The sequence below is a fragment of the Nocardia sp. IFM 10818 genome, from assembly GCF_054655275.1.
Genome location: NZ_BAAHJH010000001.1, coordinates 7086492 through 7101949, shown reverse-complemented (window position 1 = coordinate 7101949; position 15458 = coordinate 7086492). Strand labels below are relative to the sequence as shown.

The 15458-nt window shown below is 67.9% G+C and carries 16 protein-coding genes; 6 read left to right on the top strand and 10 right to left on the bottom strand.

Translation table 11 applies throughout. The features are described 5' to 3' along the window. Positions 1 to 135: 135 nt before the first annotated feature. From ACYQ5L_RS33035 to ACYQ5L_RS33025, 3 genes are all read left to right on the top strand, one after another. Positions 136 to 1560, top strand: coding sequence for a PhoH family protein (locus ACYQ5L_RS33035; protein WP_459962113.1), 1425 nt, complete (start codon positions 136 to 138; stop codon positions 1558 to 1560). A gap of 312 nt (positions 1561 to 1872) precedes the next feature. Further along, positions 1873 to 2412: an LGFP repeat-containing protein gene (locus ACYQ5L_RS33030; protein ID WP_459962111.1), complete on the top strand. Its 540-nt coding sequence runs from the start codon at positions 1873 to 1875 to the stop codon at positions 2410 to 2412. 145 nt (positions 2413 to 2557) lie between these two features. Next, positions 2558 to 3403: an acyl-ACP desaturase gene (locus tag ACYQ5L_RS33025; protein WP_459963622.1), complete on the top strand. Its 846-nt coding sequence runs from the start codon at positions 2558 to 2560 to the stop codon at positions 3401 to 3403. Positions 3404 to 3481: 78 nt separating this feature from the next. Here the strand turns inward: ACYQ5L_RS33025 and ACYQ5L_RS33020 are convergent, their stop codons facing one another. Further along, on the bottom strand, positions 3482 to 3904 hold the full coding sequence (locus ACYQ5L_RS33020; protein WP_459962110.1) for a limonene-1,2-epoxide hydrolase family protein: 423 nt from the start codon (positions 3902 to 3904) through the stop codon (positions 3482 to 3484). A gap of 29 nt (positions 3905 to 3933) precedes the next feature. Next, positions 3934 to 4665 carry a TetR/AcrR family transcriptional regulator gene (locus tag ACYQ5L_RS33015; protein WP_459962108.1) on the bottom strand — a complete coding sequence of 244 codons (732 nt, stop codon included), beginning with the start codon at positions 4663 to 4665 and terminating at the stop codon, positions 3934 to 3936. 100 nt (positions 4666 to 4765) lie between these two features. Between ACYQ5L_RS33015 and ACYQ5L_RS33010 the strand changes: the two genes are divergently transcribed. After that, the gene (locus tag ACYQ5L_RS33010; RefSeq protein ID WP_459962107.1) at positions 4766 to 5947 is read left to right on the top strand and encodes an FAD-dependent monooxygenase; all 1182 of its coding nucleotides are present in this window, start codon (positions 4766 to 4768) and stop codon (positions 5945 to 5947) included. A gap of 261 nt (positions 5948 to 6208) precedes the next feature. Here the strand turns inward: ACYQ5L_RS33010 and ACYQ5L_RS33005 are convergent, their stop codons facing one another. From ACYQ5L_RS33005 to glpX, 5 genes are all read right to left on the bottom strand, one after another. Continuing rightward, entirely contained in the window at positions 6209 to 6868 is a 660-nt protein-coding gene (locus tag ACYQ5L_RS33005) for a hypothetical protein (protein WP_459962106.1), read from the bottom strand. 83 nt (positions 6869 to 6951) lie between these two features. Then, on the bottom strand, positions 6952 to 8361 hold the full coding sequence (locus tag ACYQ5L_RS33000; RefSeq protein ID WP_459962105.1) for a class II fumarate hydratase: 1410 nt from the start codon (positions 8359 to 8361) through the stop codon (positions 6952 to 6954). Positions 8362 to 8475: 114 nt separating this feature from the next. Next, positions 8476 to 8751, bottom strand: coding sequence for a TFIIB-type zinc ribbon-containing protein (locus tag ACYQ5L_RS32995; RefSeq protein ID WP_459962104.1), 276 nt, complete (start codon positions 8749 to 8751; stop codon positions 8476 to 8478). 39 nt (positions 8752 to 8790) lie between these two features. After that, entirely contained in the window at positions 8791 to 10002 is a 1212-nt protein-coding gene (locus ACYQ5L_RS32990; RefSeq protein ID WP_459962103.1) for a phosphotransferase, read from the bottom strand. A gap of 11 nt (positions 10003 to 10013) precedes the next feature. Continuing rightward, positions 10014 to 11054: a class II fructose-bisphosphatase gene (gene glpX / locus ACYQ5L_RS32985; protein WP_379197603.1), complete on the bottom strand. Its 1041-nt coding sequence runs from the start codon at positions 11052 to 11054 to the stop codon at positions 10014 to 10016. Positions 11055 to 11166: 112 nt separating this feature from the next. On the opposite strand from glpX, the gene ACYQ5L_RS32980 reads away from it, so the two are divergent. Further along, a complete protein-coding gene (locus tag ACYQ5L_RS32980; protein WP_459962102.1) occupies positions 11167 to 11733 on the top strand; it encodes a DUF4245 domain-containing protein in 567 nt (188 codons plus the stop codon). 171 nt (positions 11734 to 11904) lie between these two features. Here ACYQ5L_RS32980 and ACYQ5L_RS32975 read toward each other — a convergent pair whose 3' ends face one another. The 3 genes from ACYQ5L_RS32975 to ACYQ5L_RS32965 form a co-directional block, all read right to left on the bottom strand. Then, positions 11905 to 12129: an exodeoxyribonuclease VII small subunit gene (locus ACYQ5L_RS32975; RefSeq protein ID WP_379197607.1), complete on the bottom strand. Its 225-nt coding sequence runs from the start codon at positions 12127 to 12129 to the stop codon at positions 11905 to 11907. Beyond that, entirely contained in the window at positions 12116 to 13351 is a 1236-nt protein-coding gene (gene xseA / locus ACYQ5L_RS32970) for an exodeoxyribonuclease VII large subunit (protein ID WP_459963621.1), read from the bottom strand. The genes ACYQ5L_RS32975 and xseA overlap by 14 nt, the downstream gene beginning before the upstream one ends. Before the next feature lie 305 nt (positions 13352 to 13656). Continuing rightward, a complete protein-coding gene (locus ACYQ5L_RS32965; protein WP_459962101.1) occupies positions 13657 to 14340 on the bottom strand; it encodes a lipid droplet-associated protein in 684 nt (227 codons plus the stop codon). Positions 14341 to 14454: 114 nt separating this feature from the next. Between ACYQ5L_RS32965 and ACYQ5L_RS32960 the strand changes: the two genes are divergently transcribed. After that, on the top strand, positions 14455 to 15456 hold the full coding sequence (locus ACYQ5L_RS32960; protein ID WP_459962100.1) for a 4-hydroxy-3-methylbut-2-enyl diphosphate reductase: 1002 nt from the start codon (positions 14455 to 14457) through the stop codon (positions 15454 to 15456). The last annotated feature ends 2 nt before the right edge of the window (positions 15457 to 15458 follow it).

The window sequence follows — 15458 nt, the reverse complement described above, 5'->3', positions numbered from 1 at the left end:
CGGGAGGTCCTGATCGTGGCTGAGCAACTCAGTGCGAGGGGGCCGGCACCTGGCCCTCGGGTCGCTTGACCCTACGGCCGACCGGCCCAGCGAGAACGCTCGCGCGGTGTCGCGCGAGTGGCAAAGGAGCCCACCGTGACTGATGCACGCTCCGTTACCGCTCCCAGCGGGGACGCCAGCTCCACCCGGAGCCCGCGGACCACGGCCAAGGGAGTTCGCGCCTCGCAGTCGTCGGCGACTCGTCGCCCGAAAGACACCGATTCCGGACCGAAGACCTTCGTGGTGGATACGTCGGTGCTGCTGTCGGATCCTTGGGCACTGACCCGCTTCGGTGAGCACCACGTGGTGCTGCCGCTGGTGGTGATCAGCGAACTCGAGGCCAAACGCCACCATCACGAACTCGGCTGGTTCGCTCGCGAGGCCCTGCGCATGCTGGACGATATGCGTCTGGCACACGGTCGGCTCGATCAGGAGGTGCCGGTCGGCGCCCAGGGCGGCACGCTCCAGGTGGAACTCAACCACACCGATCCGAATGTCCTGCCCGTCGGATTCCGCACGGACAGCAACGATTCCAGGATCCTGGCCTGCGCGCTGAACATGGCGGCCGAGGGTCGCCGGGTCGTGCTGGTGTCCAAGGACATTCCGCTGCGCGTCAAGGCGAGCGCGGTCGGCCTGCAGGCCGACGAGTACCACGCCCAGGACGTCGTCACCTCCGGCTGGACGGGCATGGTGGAGCTCGATGTGAGCGCCGAGACCGTGGACAAGCTCTACGCGGAGACCGTGATCGATCTCGACGAAGCCCGGGATATGCCCTGTCACACCGGAATTCGCATTCTCAGCGCGCGCGGCAGCGCACTCGGCCGGGTCACCCCGGACAAGCGGGTGCAGCTGGTGCGCGGGGACCGGGAGGCCTTCGGGCTGCACGGGCGCTCCGCCGAACAGCGCATCGCCCTGGATCTGCTGCTGGACGAGAGCGTCGGCATCGTCTCGCTGGGCGGGCGGGCCGGCACCGGCAAGTCGGCGCTCGCGCTGACCGCCGGACTCGAAGCCGTGCTGGAACGGCGCAGCCATCGCAAGGTGGTGGTGTTCCGGCCGCTGTACGCGGTGGGCGGGCAGGAGCTCGGCTATCTGCCCGGCAGCGAGAGCGAGAAGATGGGGCCCTGGGCGCAGGCCGTCTTCGACACCCTCGAGGGGCTGGCCAGCCCGGAGGTGATGGAGGAGGTGCAGGCGCGCGGCATGCTGGAAGTCCTGCCGCTCACCCACATTCGCGGCCGCTCGCTGCACGACTCCTTCGTGATCGTGGACGAGGCGCAGTCCCTGGAACGCAATGTGCTGCTCACGGTCCTCAGCCGCCTGGGCAGCGGGTCGCGGGTGGTCCTCACCCACGACGTCGCCCAGCGCGACAACCTGCGGGTCGGCCGGCACGACGGCGTCGCCGCCGTGATCGAGAAACTCAAGGGCCACCCGCTCTTCGCCCACGTCACCCTGACCCGCAGCGAGCGCTCCCCGATCGCGGCGTTGGTCACCGAGATGCTCGAGGAGTACGGGCCGAACGCGTAAAGGAGTATCCGCAGAACGCATAGGGCCAGGAACGGGTCGGGGGCACCCGGCCCGTTTCTTTGTTCGAGGGTGCCGGGGCGAGCCTGCCCCGGCCCGCTCCTCGTTCGGGGGTTCGGGGACGAAGCCCCTGAGAGCCCCCGAGAGTCGGGCTTATCCACGCGGCGCGATCGGGCAAATCTGTGGCATGTGTTTCATCTCACAATGTGCGGGGTATATTCCAGGCAAATTCCTGCTCGGCCGACAATTCGGCGATCTCTACGCATTTCGCCGAATTGTTGCCGAGTGTCGGCCTGAGTACCCGAGAGGATGGAAATGCACCACTTCGCTCGACGCACGGCTGGCATCATCGCGGCGGTCGCGGTCGCGACCACGTTCGCCGCGGGTTGCGACAAGGACAGCGACAAGGACTCCAAGTCCGATGCGAGCATGACCACCACGACCGACATGGCCCCGGCCTCCGAGCCGATGGGCGAGACCGGCGGCGCGAGCGAAACCAAGATCGCCACCCGCGACGGCAGCGAAATCGCGGTCACCGGAGACTTTCTCGCCAAGTACGACGAACTCGGCGGCGAGTCCGGCCCGCTGGGCGCGCCCACCGGCCCGGAGCGGGACGCGCCCGGCGGCGGCAAGGTGCAGGAGTTCACCGGCGGCGCCGTCTACGCCAGCTCCGCCACCGGCACCCACGTCGTCTGGGGCGAGATCCGCAAGGCCTGGGACGAAAACGGCGGCCCGGGCGGCAAGCTCGGCTACCCGACCACCGACGAGACCGACATCCCCGGCGGCAAGCAGAGCGAATTCACCGGCGGCACCATCACCTGGGTGGACGAGAAGATCACCGTCACCGAGAAGTAGCGGGAGTTCCGGGACGCGCCGCGCGCGTCCCGGAAGCCGGATCGTTGTGCGATACCCCCGCGCTATCTCAACGGCGGCTGTGAATATCGAGGCGAAGTCCCCGGGGTTGCTCTCGAGCCGCTACCTTGTGCAGGTGCAGAATGTGATGGCCGACCGCGAACTGCTGGAGTCGCTGGCGGCGGAGGTGGAATCGAACCTGGTACGTCACACCGCCGCGGCGGCGGAGTGGCAGCCGCACGACTATGTGCCGTGGGATGACGGCCGCAATTTCGCGTTCCTCGGCGGAACCGATTGGGAGCCCGGGCAATCCGTGATGAGCGAGGTCTCGAAGACCGCTCTCACCGTGAGCGTCCTGATTGCCGACAATCTGCCCTCCTACCACCGCGAGGTCGGCAAGTACCTGCGCATCGGCCCGTGGTGGCGCTGGGTCGGCCGCTGGACCGCCGAGGAGAACCGCCACGAAATCCTCATCCGCAACTACCTCATGGTCACCCGCGCGGTCGACCCCATCGAACTCGAGCGCATGCGCATGGCGCACATGACCGCCGGCTTCCGCCGTCCGGCCATGCACCTGCTCGACGTCCTCGCCACCTGCGCCTTCGAGGAGGCCGCCGCGGCGGTCCGGCACCGCAATACCGAGACCAAGGCCGACGATCCGATCGTCGCGCTCATCGCCGGCCGTCTCGCCGCCGACGACGAGTTGCAGGCCGTGTTCTTCGCGAACCTGGTCTCCGCCGCGCTCGAGCTGGCGCCGGATCAGGCCGTCCGGGCCATCGCGGACCGCGTCGCCGACTTCCACGTCCCGGTGGTGCGGCTGGCCGACGGCCGCAGCAGCGACGAGGTGCTCGCCGAAGCGGGCATCTACGACAAGGCCCGGGAACCCGAGCTGGTCTTCAAGCCACTCCTCGAAGAGTGGAAGATCTTCAGCCGCACCGACTTCGGCGAGGAAGGCGAGAAGGCGCGGGCCGAGCTCGCCCATCTTCGGTCCTGATCCGCGGCATGACGCAGGTGCCGGTGTGGGCGACGGTCCGCACCGGCACCTGTTCGATTTCGGAGGACCCCGGCGTGGTCAGCCCGGTAGCAGGGCGCGGAAGACGCCGACGGCGGTGCCGCGCAAGAAGTTCTCCCAGCTGAAATGATCGTGCCAGAGCACGATGCGGCCGCCGCGGAGTTCGAAGGTGCCGCAGACCCAGAAGGCGATCTCGATCGGGCCGACGCGCAGATAGTCGGTCCGCTCGGTGAGCACGATATTGTCGGCGGTGGCGGCGATGTGGTGCATATCGGCGCGGAAGCCGAAGCGGGGGTTGTTGAACTGCTTCAGGACCCAGCGGACGCGGTCCAGGCCGCGCACGTCGGGCAGCGAGGTGTTCTTCCAGACGATGCTCGGATCCGCGAGTTCGAGGGCTTCGTCGATGATCTTCATTTCCAGGGCGGCGAAGAATTCCCGGACCGTGGTGATCGCGTCCTGCTGCAACTCCGGTAAGTCGGACATGTTCCGACTGTAGGCCGAAAACAGGCTGACTACGGCGATTTTCGGGTCTCGATGAGGGCGCCGACGCCGTCGAGGATGCGATCTATGCCGTAGTGGAGGGCATTGTTGCGGCCGTTCTGGGGGGCGGTCGCTTGTTCGGCGAACACGGACAGGATGTGGGGGTAGCGGTCGGCGTGCGTGGCCAGGATGGCGCCGACCTCCTTGATGAGGCGGTCTTCGGCATCCTCGCCCGGCGTGGCCCCGACCTGCTGGACCAGCCCGCGGCCGTGGCCGATGAGCAGGACCACGGTGTCGAGGCGTTCGGCGGCGGTCAGGCCGCAGCCGTCCAGGGCGGCCAAGGCGGATTCCAGCCAGCTCATTTCATTGGGACCCATGGGTCGCGCGCCGGTGGAGAGTTCCAAGGTCCACGGGTGTGCCCAGGCGCGGTCGAAGAAGGTCTGCGTCCAGGAGCGTAGGTAGGCGCGCCAGGGTTCCTCACCGGTTTCGGCGGGGGTGGCCGCGGGGTCGGGGGCGGCGCCCAGAGCGGCCTCGAGCATGAGGGCATTGAGTTCGGATTTGCCGGGAACGTACCGGTAGAGGGCCATTTTGGCGCAGCCCAGGCGTTCGGCCAGGCGTTGCATGGACAGATTGGCCAGGCCTTCGGCATCGGCCAGGGCCACGGCCTCGGTGACGATGCGGTCCAGGGTGAGGGAGGGTTTGGGTCCGCGCTTGGGTCGCGTCGGGGCGCCCCACAGCAGTTCGAGCGTGGTCGGTGCCGGCATGGGCGTCATCCTTCCGGAAAAACACTTGCGGTGGAACTGCGTCCAGCATACGCTATTGATAAGCGTCCACTGGACGCAGTTAATGGAGGAGTAATCAGCTATGCGCAACACCACCGTTCTCATCTCCGGCGCCGGCGTCGCCGGACCGGCGCTGGCCTACTGGCTGCAGCGCTACGGGTTCGAGGTCACCGTCGTGGAGAAGGCGGCCATGCTGCGGGCCGGCGGGCAGGCCATCGACTTCACCGGGGCCACGCACATGACCGTGCTCGAGCGCATGGGAATGCTCGCGGACATCGAGGCGCGGCAGACTGGCAAGACCGATATGAGCCTCATCGATGCGAACGAGCGCGAATTGGCGCTCATATCGGGTGATTTCACCGGCGGGGACATCGAGATCCTGCGTGGCGACCTGGCCGACGTCATGTACAAGCACACCGCGGACAAGTGCGAGTACATCTTCGGCGACAGCATTTCCGCGCTCACCGAAACCGCGGACGGTGTGCACGTCGAATTCGAGAACACCCGGGCGCGGACATTCGATCTCGTCTTCGGGTGCGACGGAATCCATTCCCGGGTGCGCAAACTGGTTTTCGGGCCCGAGCGGGATTTCGTGCGGCACCGGGGTTACTACTACTGCATCGCGGGCGCCTCGCACTGGGAGGCGCAGGACGCTTCGCGTGAGCGCGCACATTCCTTCGGCTACAACGAGCCGGGGCGGCTGGCGGTTTCGGGCGGTTCCAAGGCGGGGCAGATGTATCTGTTCGCCTCACCCGAAATCGAATACTCGCGTGACGATGTGGCCGAGCAACAGCGGATCGTCGCCGAGAAGCTGGCCGGAATGGGCTGGCGTGTGCCGGAGATGCTGGCGGAACTGCCGACCCTGGACGGGTTCTATCTGGACTCGATCAGCAAAGTGACCATGAAGAGCTTCGTCAAGGGGCGCATCGCGCTGCTGGGCGATGCGGGATACGGCAATACGCTGGCCGGGTTCGGGACCGGGCTGGCGGTCGTCGGCGCATACGTGCTGGCGGGGGAGCTGGCGGCGGCCGATGGCGACTACCGGGCAGCCTTCGCCCGCTACGAGGAGATCATGAAGCGGTACCTGCGGATGGCCGACGGCGCCAATGCCGGACCGTTCCTGGCTCCGAAGACGAAACTCGGTATCCGGGCGCGCAATTGGTTCCTCGGGTCGCGGCTGTGGAAGCTGATGCTGAAGTACACCGATAGCGCCAAGAATGACATCGATCTGAAGAATTACCCCGAAATCGTTGCCGCGCTATGAAATGCACGCGTGTGCGGGTATGGCGCGCTGTGTCGCCATACCCGCGCCGACCGCGGATTTCAAAGGATGATTCCCAGGGCCTTCAGGAAGGCTTTCGCACCTACTCCGAAGAGGTCCACCAGGCCGTTGACGATTGCAGTCACCATTGTTCTTGTCCTTTCGTGTTCATCCGCGGATGCGGACACCCAGCTAATCGGAAGCAATGCGTGACGCGTTTCACACCGTTGGGAGAATTCGAAAAATCGGCCGCTGACCGCGAACCTATCGAGTCGTGGTCGGTGGAATCCCGCGCGGAGCCACGCCCGCGGAATTCACCAACCGGCTGCTCTCCTTCGAAACGAAGAACGAATCACCGGACTCCACATGTCCGCAGCTGATGCCGACCTCGCGCGAGACGCACTTGTAGCCGCCGATCTGCAGCGAGGAACCGTAGGGCAGGGCGGGCGCTTCGGCGCGACCGTAGAACAGCGGATCGGCGGTGCAGCCGAACTCGGCTCCGCTCTGCCCGATGCTGAAGGCGGGCATCGGCGGCTGCGAATGCTCCGGCTTCGCGCACGCCTGCTCGCCGGCCGGAATCGCCGCGAGCTTGCCCTGGCAGCCGATATCGATGGCGCTGTCGCCATTGGAGACCGGCTTGTCGAAGATCGCGCAGTGGATATTGCCGCTCGGCGTCTGGAAGAAGTACCCCTGCTGCCCGGCGATGCTCTCGCTCTGCCGGTACTCCGTCGGATCGGCCGCTTCGCCGCCGTCCAGTGCGACGGTGGTGCTCGTCGGCGGTGCGGTGGTGGTCGTGGCGGTGGCGGCGGGCGCGGCGGTGGCCGAGGTGGTTTCCGCATGGTCGCCGTGGTCACTGCCCGAGGAGCAGCCGGCGAGTAGCGCCATCAGAGTCGTCACCGCTGCGGCGGCAACCCGTGCGTTCACGTAATCCCCTTCGGAGACCGGTAATTCCGGCGTCGAACCGTTGTCGGGGAGGACGTTAGCCGACGGACTGCCGCCGCGCCGCGTCACGCCTTCTTGGCGTCCACGTTCGCCATGGACAGCACGTCCAGCCGGCGATCGAGTTCGGCCTCGGAGAGTTTGTCGCCGATCAGGCCGCGGTCGATGACCGTCTGCCGGATGGTCTTGTGCTCCTTGAGGGCTTCCTTGGCGACCGCGGCGGCCTCCTCGTAGCCGATGGCGGAGTTCAGCGGGGTCACGATGGACGGGCTGGACTCGGCGAGGCGGCGCAGGCGCTCCTCGTTCGCGACCAGGCCCACGACGCACTTGTCGGCGAACAGGCGAGAGACGTTGGCCAGCAGGCGGATCGATTCCAGCACATTGCGGGCCATCATCGGGATGTAGACGTTCAGCTCGAAGTGGCCGTTGCCGCCGCCCCAGGCGATGGCCGCGTCATTGCCGATGATCTGCGCGGCGACCTGGGTAACCGCCTCGGGCAGAACGGGATTCACCTTGCCGGGCATGATCGAGGAGCCCGGCTGCAGGTCCGGCAGCTGGAGTTCGCCCAGGCCGGTGAGCGGGCCCGAGCCCATCCAGCGAATATCGTTGGCGATCTTGGTGAGGCTGATGGCGACCGTGCGCAGCGCGCCGGAGACCTCCACCAGGCCGTCGCGGGCGGCCTGCGCCTCGAAGTGATCGCGGGCCTCGGACAGGGCGTCGATGCCGGTCGACTTCACCAGTGCCGCAACGACTTTGGTGCCGAATCCGTCGGGGGCGTTGAGGCCGGTGCCGACCGCGGTGCCGCCGATGGCCAGCTCGCCCAGCCGCGGCAGGGTGGCCAGCAGGCGTTCGATGCCGGCGCTCACCTGGCGGGTGTAGCCGCCGAACTCCTGGCCCAGGGTGACCGGGACGGCGTCCATCAGATGGGTGCGGCCGGACTTGACCACATCGCGCCACTGCTCGGACTTGTCCAGCAGCGCCAGCCGCAGGTGCTCGAGGGCGGGGACCAGGTCCTTGACCACGGCCTCGGTGGCGGCGAGATGGGTTGCGGTGGGGAAGGTGTCATTGGACGACTGCGACATGTTCACGTCGTCGTTGGGATGCACGGTCACGCCATTGCGGGCGGCGATGCTCGCGATCACCTCATTGGCGTTCATATTGGAACTGGTGCCCGAGCCGGTCTGGAAGACGTCGATCGGGAACTGGTCGTCGTGCGCACCGTCGGCGATCTCGGTGGCCGCGGCGATAATGGCGTCGGCCTTGGTCTCCTCCAGCAGGCCCAGGTCCCGGTTCACGCTCGCGCACGCGGCCTTCAGCAGGCCCAGCGCCCGGATCTGCGCGCGTTCCAGGCCGCGGCCGCTGATCGGGAAGTTCTCCACCGCTCGCTGGGTCTGCGCCCGCCACAACGCCTGCGCGGGTACGCGGACTTCGCCCATCGTGTCGTGCTCGATGCGAAACTGCTGCGTCTCCTCGGTCATGGAATCGACCATATGCCCGCACCGGGGTGAATGGGCTCGCACCCCCTGAGGGAATCCGCACATGCCGCGCCGGGAATACCGGCGGCGGCAGTGCGGTACTCCCGAGCGCTCGCGCTAGGACGAGAAGAACAGGCGGCCGACGCCGTGCTGCTTGTGGCGTCCGTGCCCGTACCCGTACTGCGGCTGGTGGTGCGGAGCCTGGTGCGGCGCGCCCCAGGCCGGTGCGCCGGGCGGTGGCGGGGGAGCCTGCTGGTATCCGGCCTCGAGCCGATTGATCGCCTCGAGCTCACCGTAATCCAGGAAAATCCCCCGGCAACCGCTGCACTGCTCGATGTGCACCCCCGCGCGGTTGTACGTATGCATAGGCGCATGACATTTCGGGCACTGCATTGAAATTCATCTCCCCGCTGTAAGGAATGTATGCGCAATTCACGATACGGCAGAGCGCATCCGGCGACACGAATCCAGCAGTGCCACATCCCATTCGTCCAGTTCACGGCTTTCCAAGCCCGCCTTTGCGACCGCTGACGCAGTGGCTTGGATGACTAGTGCCCGCGCGGGCACATCCAGCACCGGCCATGGATCGCCCTCCGGTACGGCAGGTCCGCCCGCCTGCCGATACGCAGTCAGAAACCGCTCCCACGCAACGGGATCCAAGATCGCCGCCGCGAAATAGCCGGCGAACCGCGCCAGATCCCACACCGGATCGCCAACCCCAAGATCATCGACATCGATGAGACGCCAAGGATTTTCACCCGCACCTGACAGCCGAACCAGCTGCCCGAGATGAAAATCCCCGTGCACCAGAGTTGCCTTCCCGCCCTCTCCCGCATAGGAACCGAGTTCCGGCACAGTGGCATACGCCTGCCACACAACCTCGGCAGCAGCCGAATCAGCAGCCTCCCCGGCCGCCCGCAACCGCTCCAGCGCCCGCCGCACTCGCGCCGGCCCGCCCGCCGCCGGGATATCGGGGCTCCTACCGCCGCCCTGGCTGCTCCGGCTGTTCGCTCCGTATCCCGCGCTGAGCGCCTGATCGCCAGGAGGTCGACTGCACGGCAGGTCAGGCGCGCGAGCCGTCGAATCCGAAACTGCTGCGGGCGAATCGGGGCGATTGGCTATCGACCGGCCGCCGCCCTGCGAGGCGGGGCCGGGGCGATCCGCTGCTTTCGCGAGCGGGCCGCCGGTCGCCGGGACGGAGTGGTCTGCCGCTGTGACCACGTCGCCCGCCTCGGTGGGAGCTCGAAGGTCGCCACGCAGGTCGGCTAGGGATATCTGATGAAGCCGGGCGAGCAGGGAGGCGGCGAGCTGCCAGGGGACGGCTTCGGGGTCGGCCGGATCGATGGACGCGCCGTACGGCCAGAGCGACAGCAGCCGACCGGCGCGGGGAACCAGCAGATCGCCGTCGAAAGGGATTGGGGGCACGAGAATTTCGTGCAGGAGGGGGTGGCTCGCGAGGTGCAGGCGGGTGGTGAGGGCGGCCGGGTCGGTGTCGGCGGGGTGGGATTTGACCACCAGGTGGCCGACGCGGACCACGAGGCCGTCGGGGCGGCCGGAGAGCACTTCGGGGTCTCCGGCCGCGCCTGCCTGCCGGGCCAATTCGGCCAGCAGGGCTATCGACTCATCGGGCGGCTGCCCGGGCACGGGGTGGTCGCTCAGGGCAGCGGCGGCGTCGCGTCCTCGTCGCCGATGAAGTCGACCGAGGAGTACTCGCGCAGCTTGGTGAGGCGGTGGTAGGCGTCGATCATGCGGACGGTGCCGGACTTGGCGCGCATGACGATGGACTGGGTGTAGGCGCCGCCGCCGTAGTAGCGCACGCCGCGCAGCAGATCGCCGTCGGTGACGCCGGTGGCCGAGAAGAACACGTCCTCACCGGAGACCAGGTCCTCGGTGGACAGGATGCGGTCCAGATCGTGGCCGGCGTCGATGGCCTTCTGGCGCTCGGCATCGTCCTTCGGGGCCAGCTTGCCCTGCAGCGCGCCGCCGAGGCAGCGCATGGCGGCCGCGGCGATAATGCCCTCGGGGGTGCCGCCGATGCCGATCAGCATGTCCACGCCGGACTCCGGGCGGGCACAGGCGATGGCGCCGGCCACGTCACCGTCGGAGATGAGGCGGATGCGGGCGCCCGCATCGCGGACCTCCTGCATGTGCTGGGCGTGGCGGGGGCGATCCAGGATGCAGACCGTGAGGTCGGAGATCGCGGAGTTCTTGGCCTTGGCGACCCGGCGTAGGTTCTCCGCGATCGGAGCGCCGAGATCGATGACATCGGCGGCGTCCGGGCCCACCGCGATCTTCTCCATGTAGAACACGGCCGACGGATCGAACATGGCGCCGCGTTCGGCGACCGCCAGCACGGAGATGGCCCCCGGCGAGCCCTTCGACATCAGGGTGGTGCCGTCGATCGGGTCGACCGCGAAGTCGAGTTCCGCGCCGGTGCCGTCGCCGACCAGCTCACCGTTGTAGAGCATGGGCGCCTCGTCCTTCTCGCCCTCGCCGATCACCACGATGCCGCGCATGGAGACCGTCGCCACCAGCTGCCGCATGGCGTCCACGGCCGCACCGTCGCCGCCCTCCTTGTCACCGCGGCCGACCCAGCGGCCCGCGGCCATGGCACCTGCCTCGGTGACCCGGACCAATTCCAGCGCGAGGTTGCGGTCCGGAGCCTCGCGGCGGCTGGATGCGGGCGTGGGGGTCATTACGGTGCCTCCTTGGTTGTCTACTGCTGCGTAAATTGTCGCATTAGGACTTCTTTACGTCTGCGGAGCCCTGAGTGCCCGGTCACGTAGGCCCCCCGTGGATACTGGGTGCGTGTCGTACCAAAAGCCGCGGATCCTGAACGACTGGAAGGACCTGCTCTGGTCTCTTCTGCCCCTGGTGCTGATCTGCCTGGTCATCGCCGGCGTGGCGAGTCAGTGCACGTTCACCGCGAATGGTCCGACGCAGGGCCAGATTCCGCATCTCGATGTGGACAAGGCGCTGGCCGACGACGCCAGGCTCATGCCGTTCCCGATTCGCAAACCGGCGCTGGCGGCGGACTGGAAGCCCAACTCCGGCAAGCGCGACACCATTACCGGCGCGGGCGGCGGTGAGGTGAGCACCGTCGGCTACATCACACCGCAGGGCAGCTATATGCAGCTCACCCAGACCAATGCCACCGAAGAGGCGCTGGCCAAGCAGATTACGGGCACGCGCTACGCCACCGGGGCCGAGCAGGTCGGCGATCGGAAATGGGTGGTCTACGCCGAACCCGGCACCGAACCGGCCTGGATCACCGACTTCGGCGACGTGCGCGTGCTGATCAAGGGCGCGGGCAATCCGAACGCCTTCAAGACGCTGGCCACGGCGGTGGGCAGCGCGCAACCGCTGCCCCGCTGACGTCGAGCCGAGGAAAGCCCGGGGATTGCACCGGTCGCGCGCGGCGACCAGGCTCCCCGGACCATGGATCAGATCATCAACTCGTTCTGCGCCCTGCTCTACATGCCGAAGGCCGGCTACGTCGACAGCTCCGGCGGGCCGAAGTGCACCAATCTGTCGTGAGCCGGTAGCTCAATCCTCGTGCGGGCGATGGGCGAGGGCGTCCTCCACGCGCTTGCGCGCCCCCGCGAGGTGCTCCTCGCAGCGATTGGCGAGGGCCTCGCCGCGCTCCCACAGGGCGAGCGAATCATCGAGGTCGAGGCCGCCCTGTTCGAGCATCTTGACCACATTGACGAGTTCGTCGCGGGCACGTTCGTAGCCGAAGGCGGCGATTTCGGCGAGGTCACCGTTGTTCATCGGATGCGGGCTCCTTCCGGGGGCCGAGGGATTGGGCGCCGAGGGCGGCGGCGGTGACCGCGCCGTCGGCTACGCGAATGCGGAGTTGGGTGCCGGGCGGGGAGTCCTCGATGGAGCGGACCACTTCGCGTTCGGCGCCGGTGACCCGTTGCACGACGGCATAACCGCGCGAGAGCGTGGCGGCGGGGCCGAGGGCGGAGAGCTTTTCGCGCAGGTGCCGGGTGGCGGTGGACTCGCGGGTGAGCTCGTGGTCGATGGCGCGGCGGGCGGCGGTGCGCAGGCGTTCGGCCTCGTCGTGGCGCTGCTCCAGCAGGCGCAGCGGATCGGCCAGCACCGGGCGGGAACGCAGTTGCCGCAGGGCGTTGGCCTCGCGATCGACCCAGCCGCGCAGAGCCGCGGCGGCCCGCGCGCGTAGCTCCTGCAGCAGTGCGGCCTCGGCGGCGGCATCGGGGACGACGCGCTTGGCGGCATCGGTGGGGGTGGCGGCGCGCAGGTCGGCCACATAGTCCGACAGCGGATTGTCCGGTTCGTGGCCGATGGCGCTGACAATCGGGGTCTTGGCGGAAACGATTGCCCGGCACAGGGTTTCATCCGAGAACGGCAGCAGGTCCTCGACGCTGCCGCCGCCGCGGGCCAGCACGATCACATCCACGTCCGGGTCGGCGTCGAGCGCGGCGATGGCCTCCAGGATCTGCGGCACCGCGGTCGGGCCCTGCACGGCGGTATTGCGGATCTCGAAGCGCACGGCGGGCCAGCGCTGGGTCGCCACCGTCACCACATCGTGTTCGGCGGCGCTGGCGCGACCGGTAATCAGGCCGATCTTGTTGGGCAGGAAGGGGATCGGCCGCTTGAGGCGCGGATCGAAGAGTCCTTCGGCGGCCAGCAGCGCCTTCAACCGCTCGATGCGGGCGAGGAGTTCACCGATGCCGACCGGGCGAATCTCGGTGATCCGCAAGGACACCGTGCCGCGCCCGGTGAAGAACTGAAGCTTGCCGTAGACCACGACCCGGCTGCCCTCCTGCAGCGGCACCGCCGAACTGCGCAGCAGATCGGGATCGCAGGTGACCGACAGCGACATGTCCGCGGCGGTATCGCGCAACACCAGGAAAGCCGTGCGGGTCCCGGGCCGCAGATTGATCTGCGTGATCTGCCCTTCCACCCACACCGCGCCCAGCCGGTCGATCCACTGCGCCACCTTCACCGCGATGGTGCGCACCGGCATCGGGTTCTCGGCGGTGCTCGGCTGCCTCTCGGTCTTCTCGGTGCTCACTGTCCCGCCTCTCCGCGACTTTGGCGCACGGCTCGGGTGCCGTAGACGGTCGGGCACGCGTGCCGGCGGTCGGGTGCCGAACCGATTGTGGACGTACCCGACGAGTTACCCGGCCCGTACGAAACCAGTTGTCGCCTTCGGAACCCACCGATGGTGGGGTCGGCAATGAGCGGGGTCGTTGGAGACATCCCCGAAAACAATAGGCGCCGACCGTCCGAGCACTGTGGCCTGGGCGGTCGGCGCGGTTCGCGCTCCAGTCACTTGGACTGCACGGTGGCGATGCGGTTGGTGAGCATGGTGACGAAGGGGGCGCGGTCGCGGGTGTTCAGCTCGTATTCGAGCAGGGCGGCCAGGTCGTCGACGGTGAGCTGGCGCAGGCGGGCGCGCAGCTGGGCCAGGGTCATATTGGTGTAGTCGTAGCGGGTGGCTACCTCGGGCGCGGCCGGTTCGGCCGGGGCGCTGCCATTGTGGCCATTGGTGGCGGCAATGGAAGCCGTTGCCGGCGCCGGGGTTTCGGCGGGCTCGGGCTCGGCGGCGGGTGCTTCGGGAGTGATGTCGGCAACCGGCTCGGGTGCGGCGGCGACCGGTTCGGTCACGGCCGGGGCCGGGGTTTCGGCGGGCGATTCGGCCGGGGTGTAGAGATCGAAACTGCTCTTGCGTACCGATTCGAAGCCGGCGCTCGGAGTTTGCTCGTCCTCGTCCTCATCGAAGGTCGCCCAGGCCGGCTGTTCTTCCGGCTGATTGAGTAAACGGTCGAAAACGGCATCGCCCTTGAGTGCGAGGCTGGTCACGAACTGCTGGAAGTGCATGGTGGTCTGCAACATCTGGCTGATCGCGGTGATCGGGAAATTGATTGCGGTGGTCGGTAGCCGGCGAGTTTCCTCGAGGGCATAGACAGCAGCCCCGGCGGCGACCCGGGCCAGGAACGGAGGTCGGAACATGGTCCTAGCCTGCCCGAAACGCCGTGTGATGCAAAGGTGAGAACTCACCGAATGTGATTTCGACGCCAACCTCCGGGCGAATGCGCGTCACCCGGCACACGTATTCTGTGGGCTATGTCCTCGGCTATCCCTTTGAACGTCGGAATCGTCCGGTCCACGTCGGATAATGCCGACGCGCCGAAACGAGTGCTGCTCGCCGAACCGCGCGGCTACTGCGCCGGTGTGGACCGGGCGGTGGAAACGGTGGAGAAGGCGCTCGAAAAGCACGGCGCTCCGCTCTACGTGCGCAAGGAAATCGTGCACAACCGGCACGTGGTGGAAACGCTGCGGGAGCGCGGCGTGATCTTCGTGGACGAAACCGACGAGGTGCCGCACGGCGCGGTCGTGGTGTTCTCCGCGCACGGCGTCTCGCCGATGGTGCACCAGAGCGCCGCCGAGCGGGAACTGCACACCATCGACGCCACCTGCCCGCTGGTGACCAAGGTGCACCAGGAGGCCAAGCGCTTCGCCCGCGACGATTTCGACATCCTGCTCATCGGCCATGAGGGCCACGAGGAGGTGGAGGGCACCGCCGGTGAGGCCCCCGACCACGTGCAGCTGGTCGACGGGCCCGACGCCGTGGACAACGTCACCGTGCGCGACGAGAACAAGGTGATCTGGCTCTCCCAGACCACGCTGTCGGTCGACGAGACCATGGAGACCGTGCAGCGGCTGCGGCAGAAGTTCCCCAAGCTGCAGGATCCGCCGAGCGACGACATCTGCTACGCCACCTCCAACCGCCAGACCGCGGTCAAGGCCATGGCGCCCGAATGCGATCTGGTGATCGTGGTCGGCTCGCGCAACTCCTCCAACTCGGTGCGGCTGGTCGAGGTCGCCCTGAGCGCCGGCGCGGGTGCGGCCCACCTGGTCGATTACGCCCGCGAATTGGACCTGGCCTGGCTGGAGGGCGTGCGCACCATCGGCGTCACCTCCGGTGCGTCGGTGCCGGAGATCCTGGTCGAGGGCGTACTCGAACTGCTGGCCGAGCACGGCTTCGGTGAGGTGCAGCCCGTGACCACCGCCAACGAGACCCTGGTATTCGCCCTGCCCCGCGAACTGCGCGCCGCCCGAAGCTGATT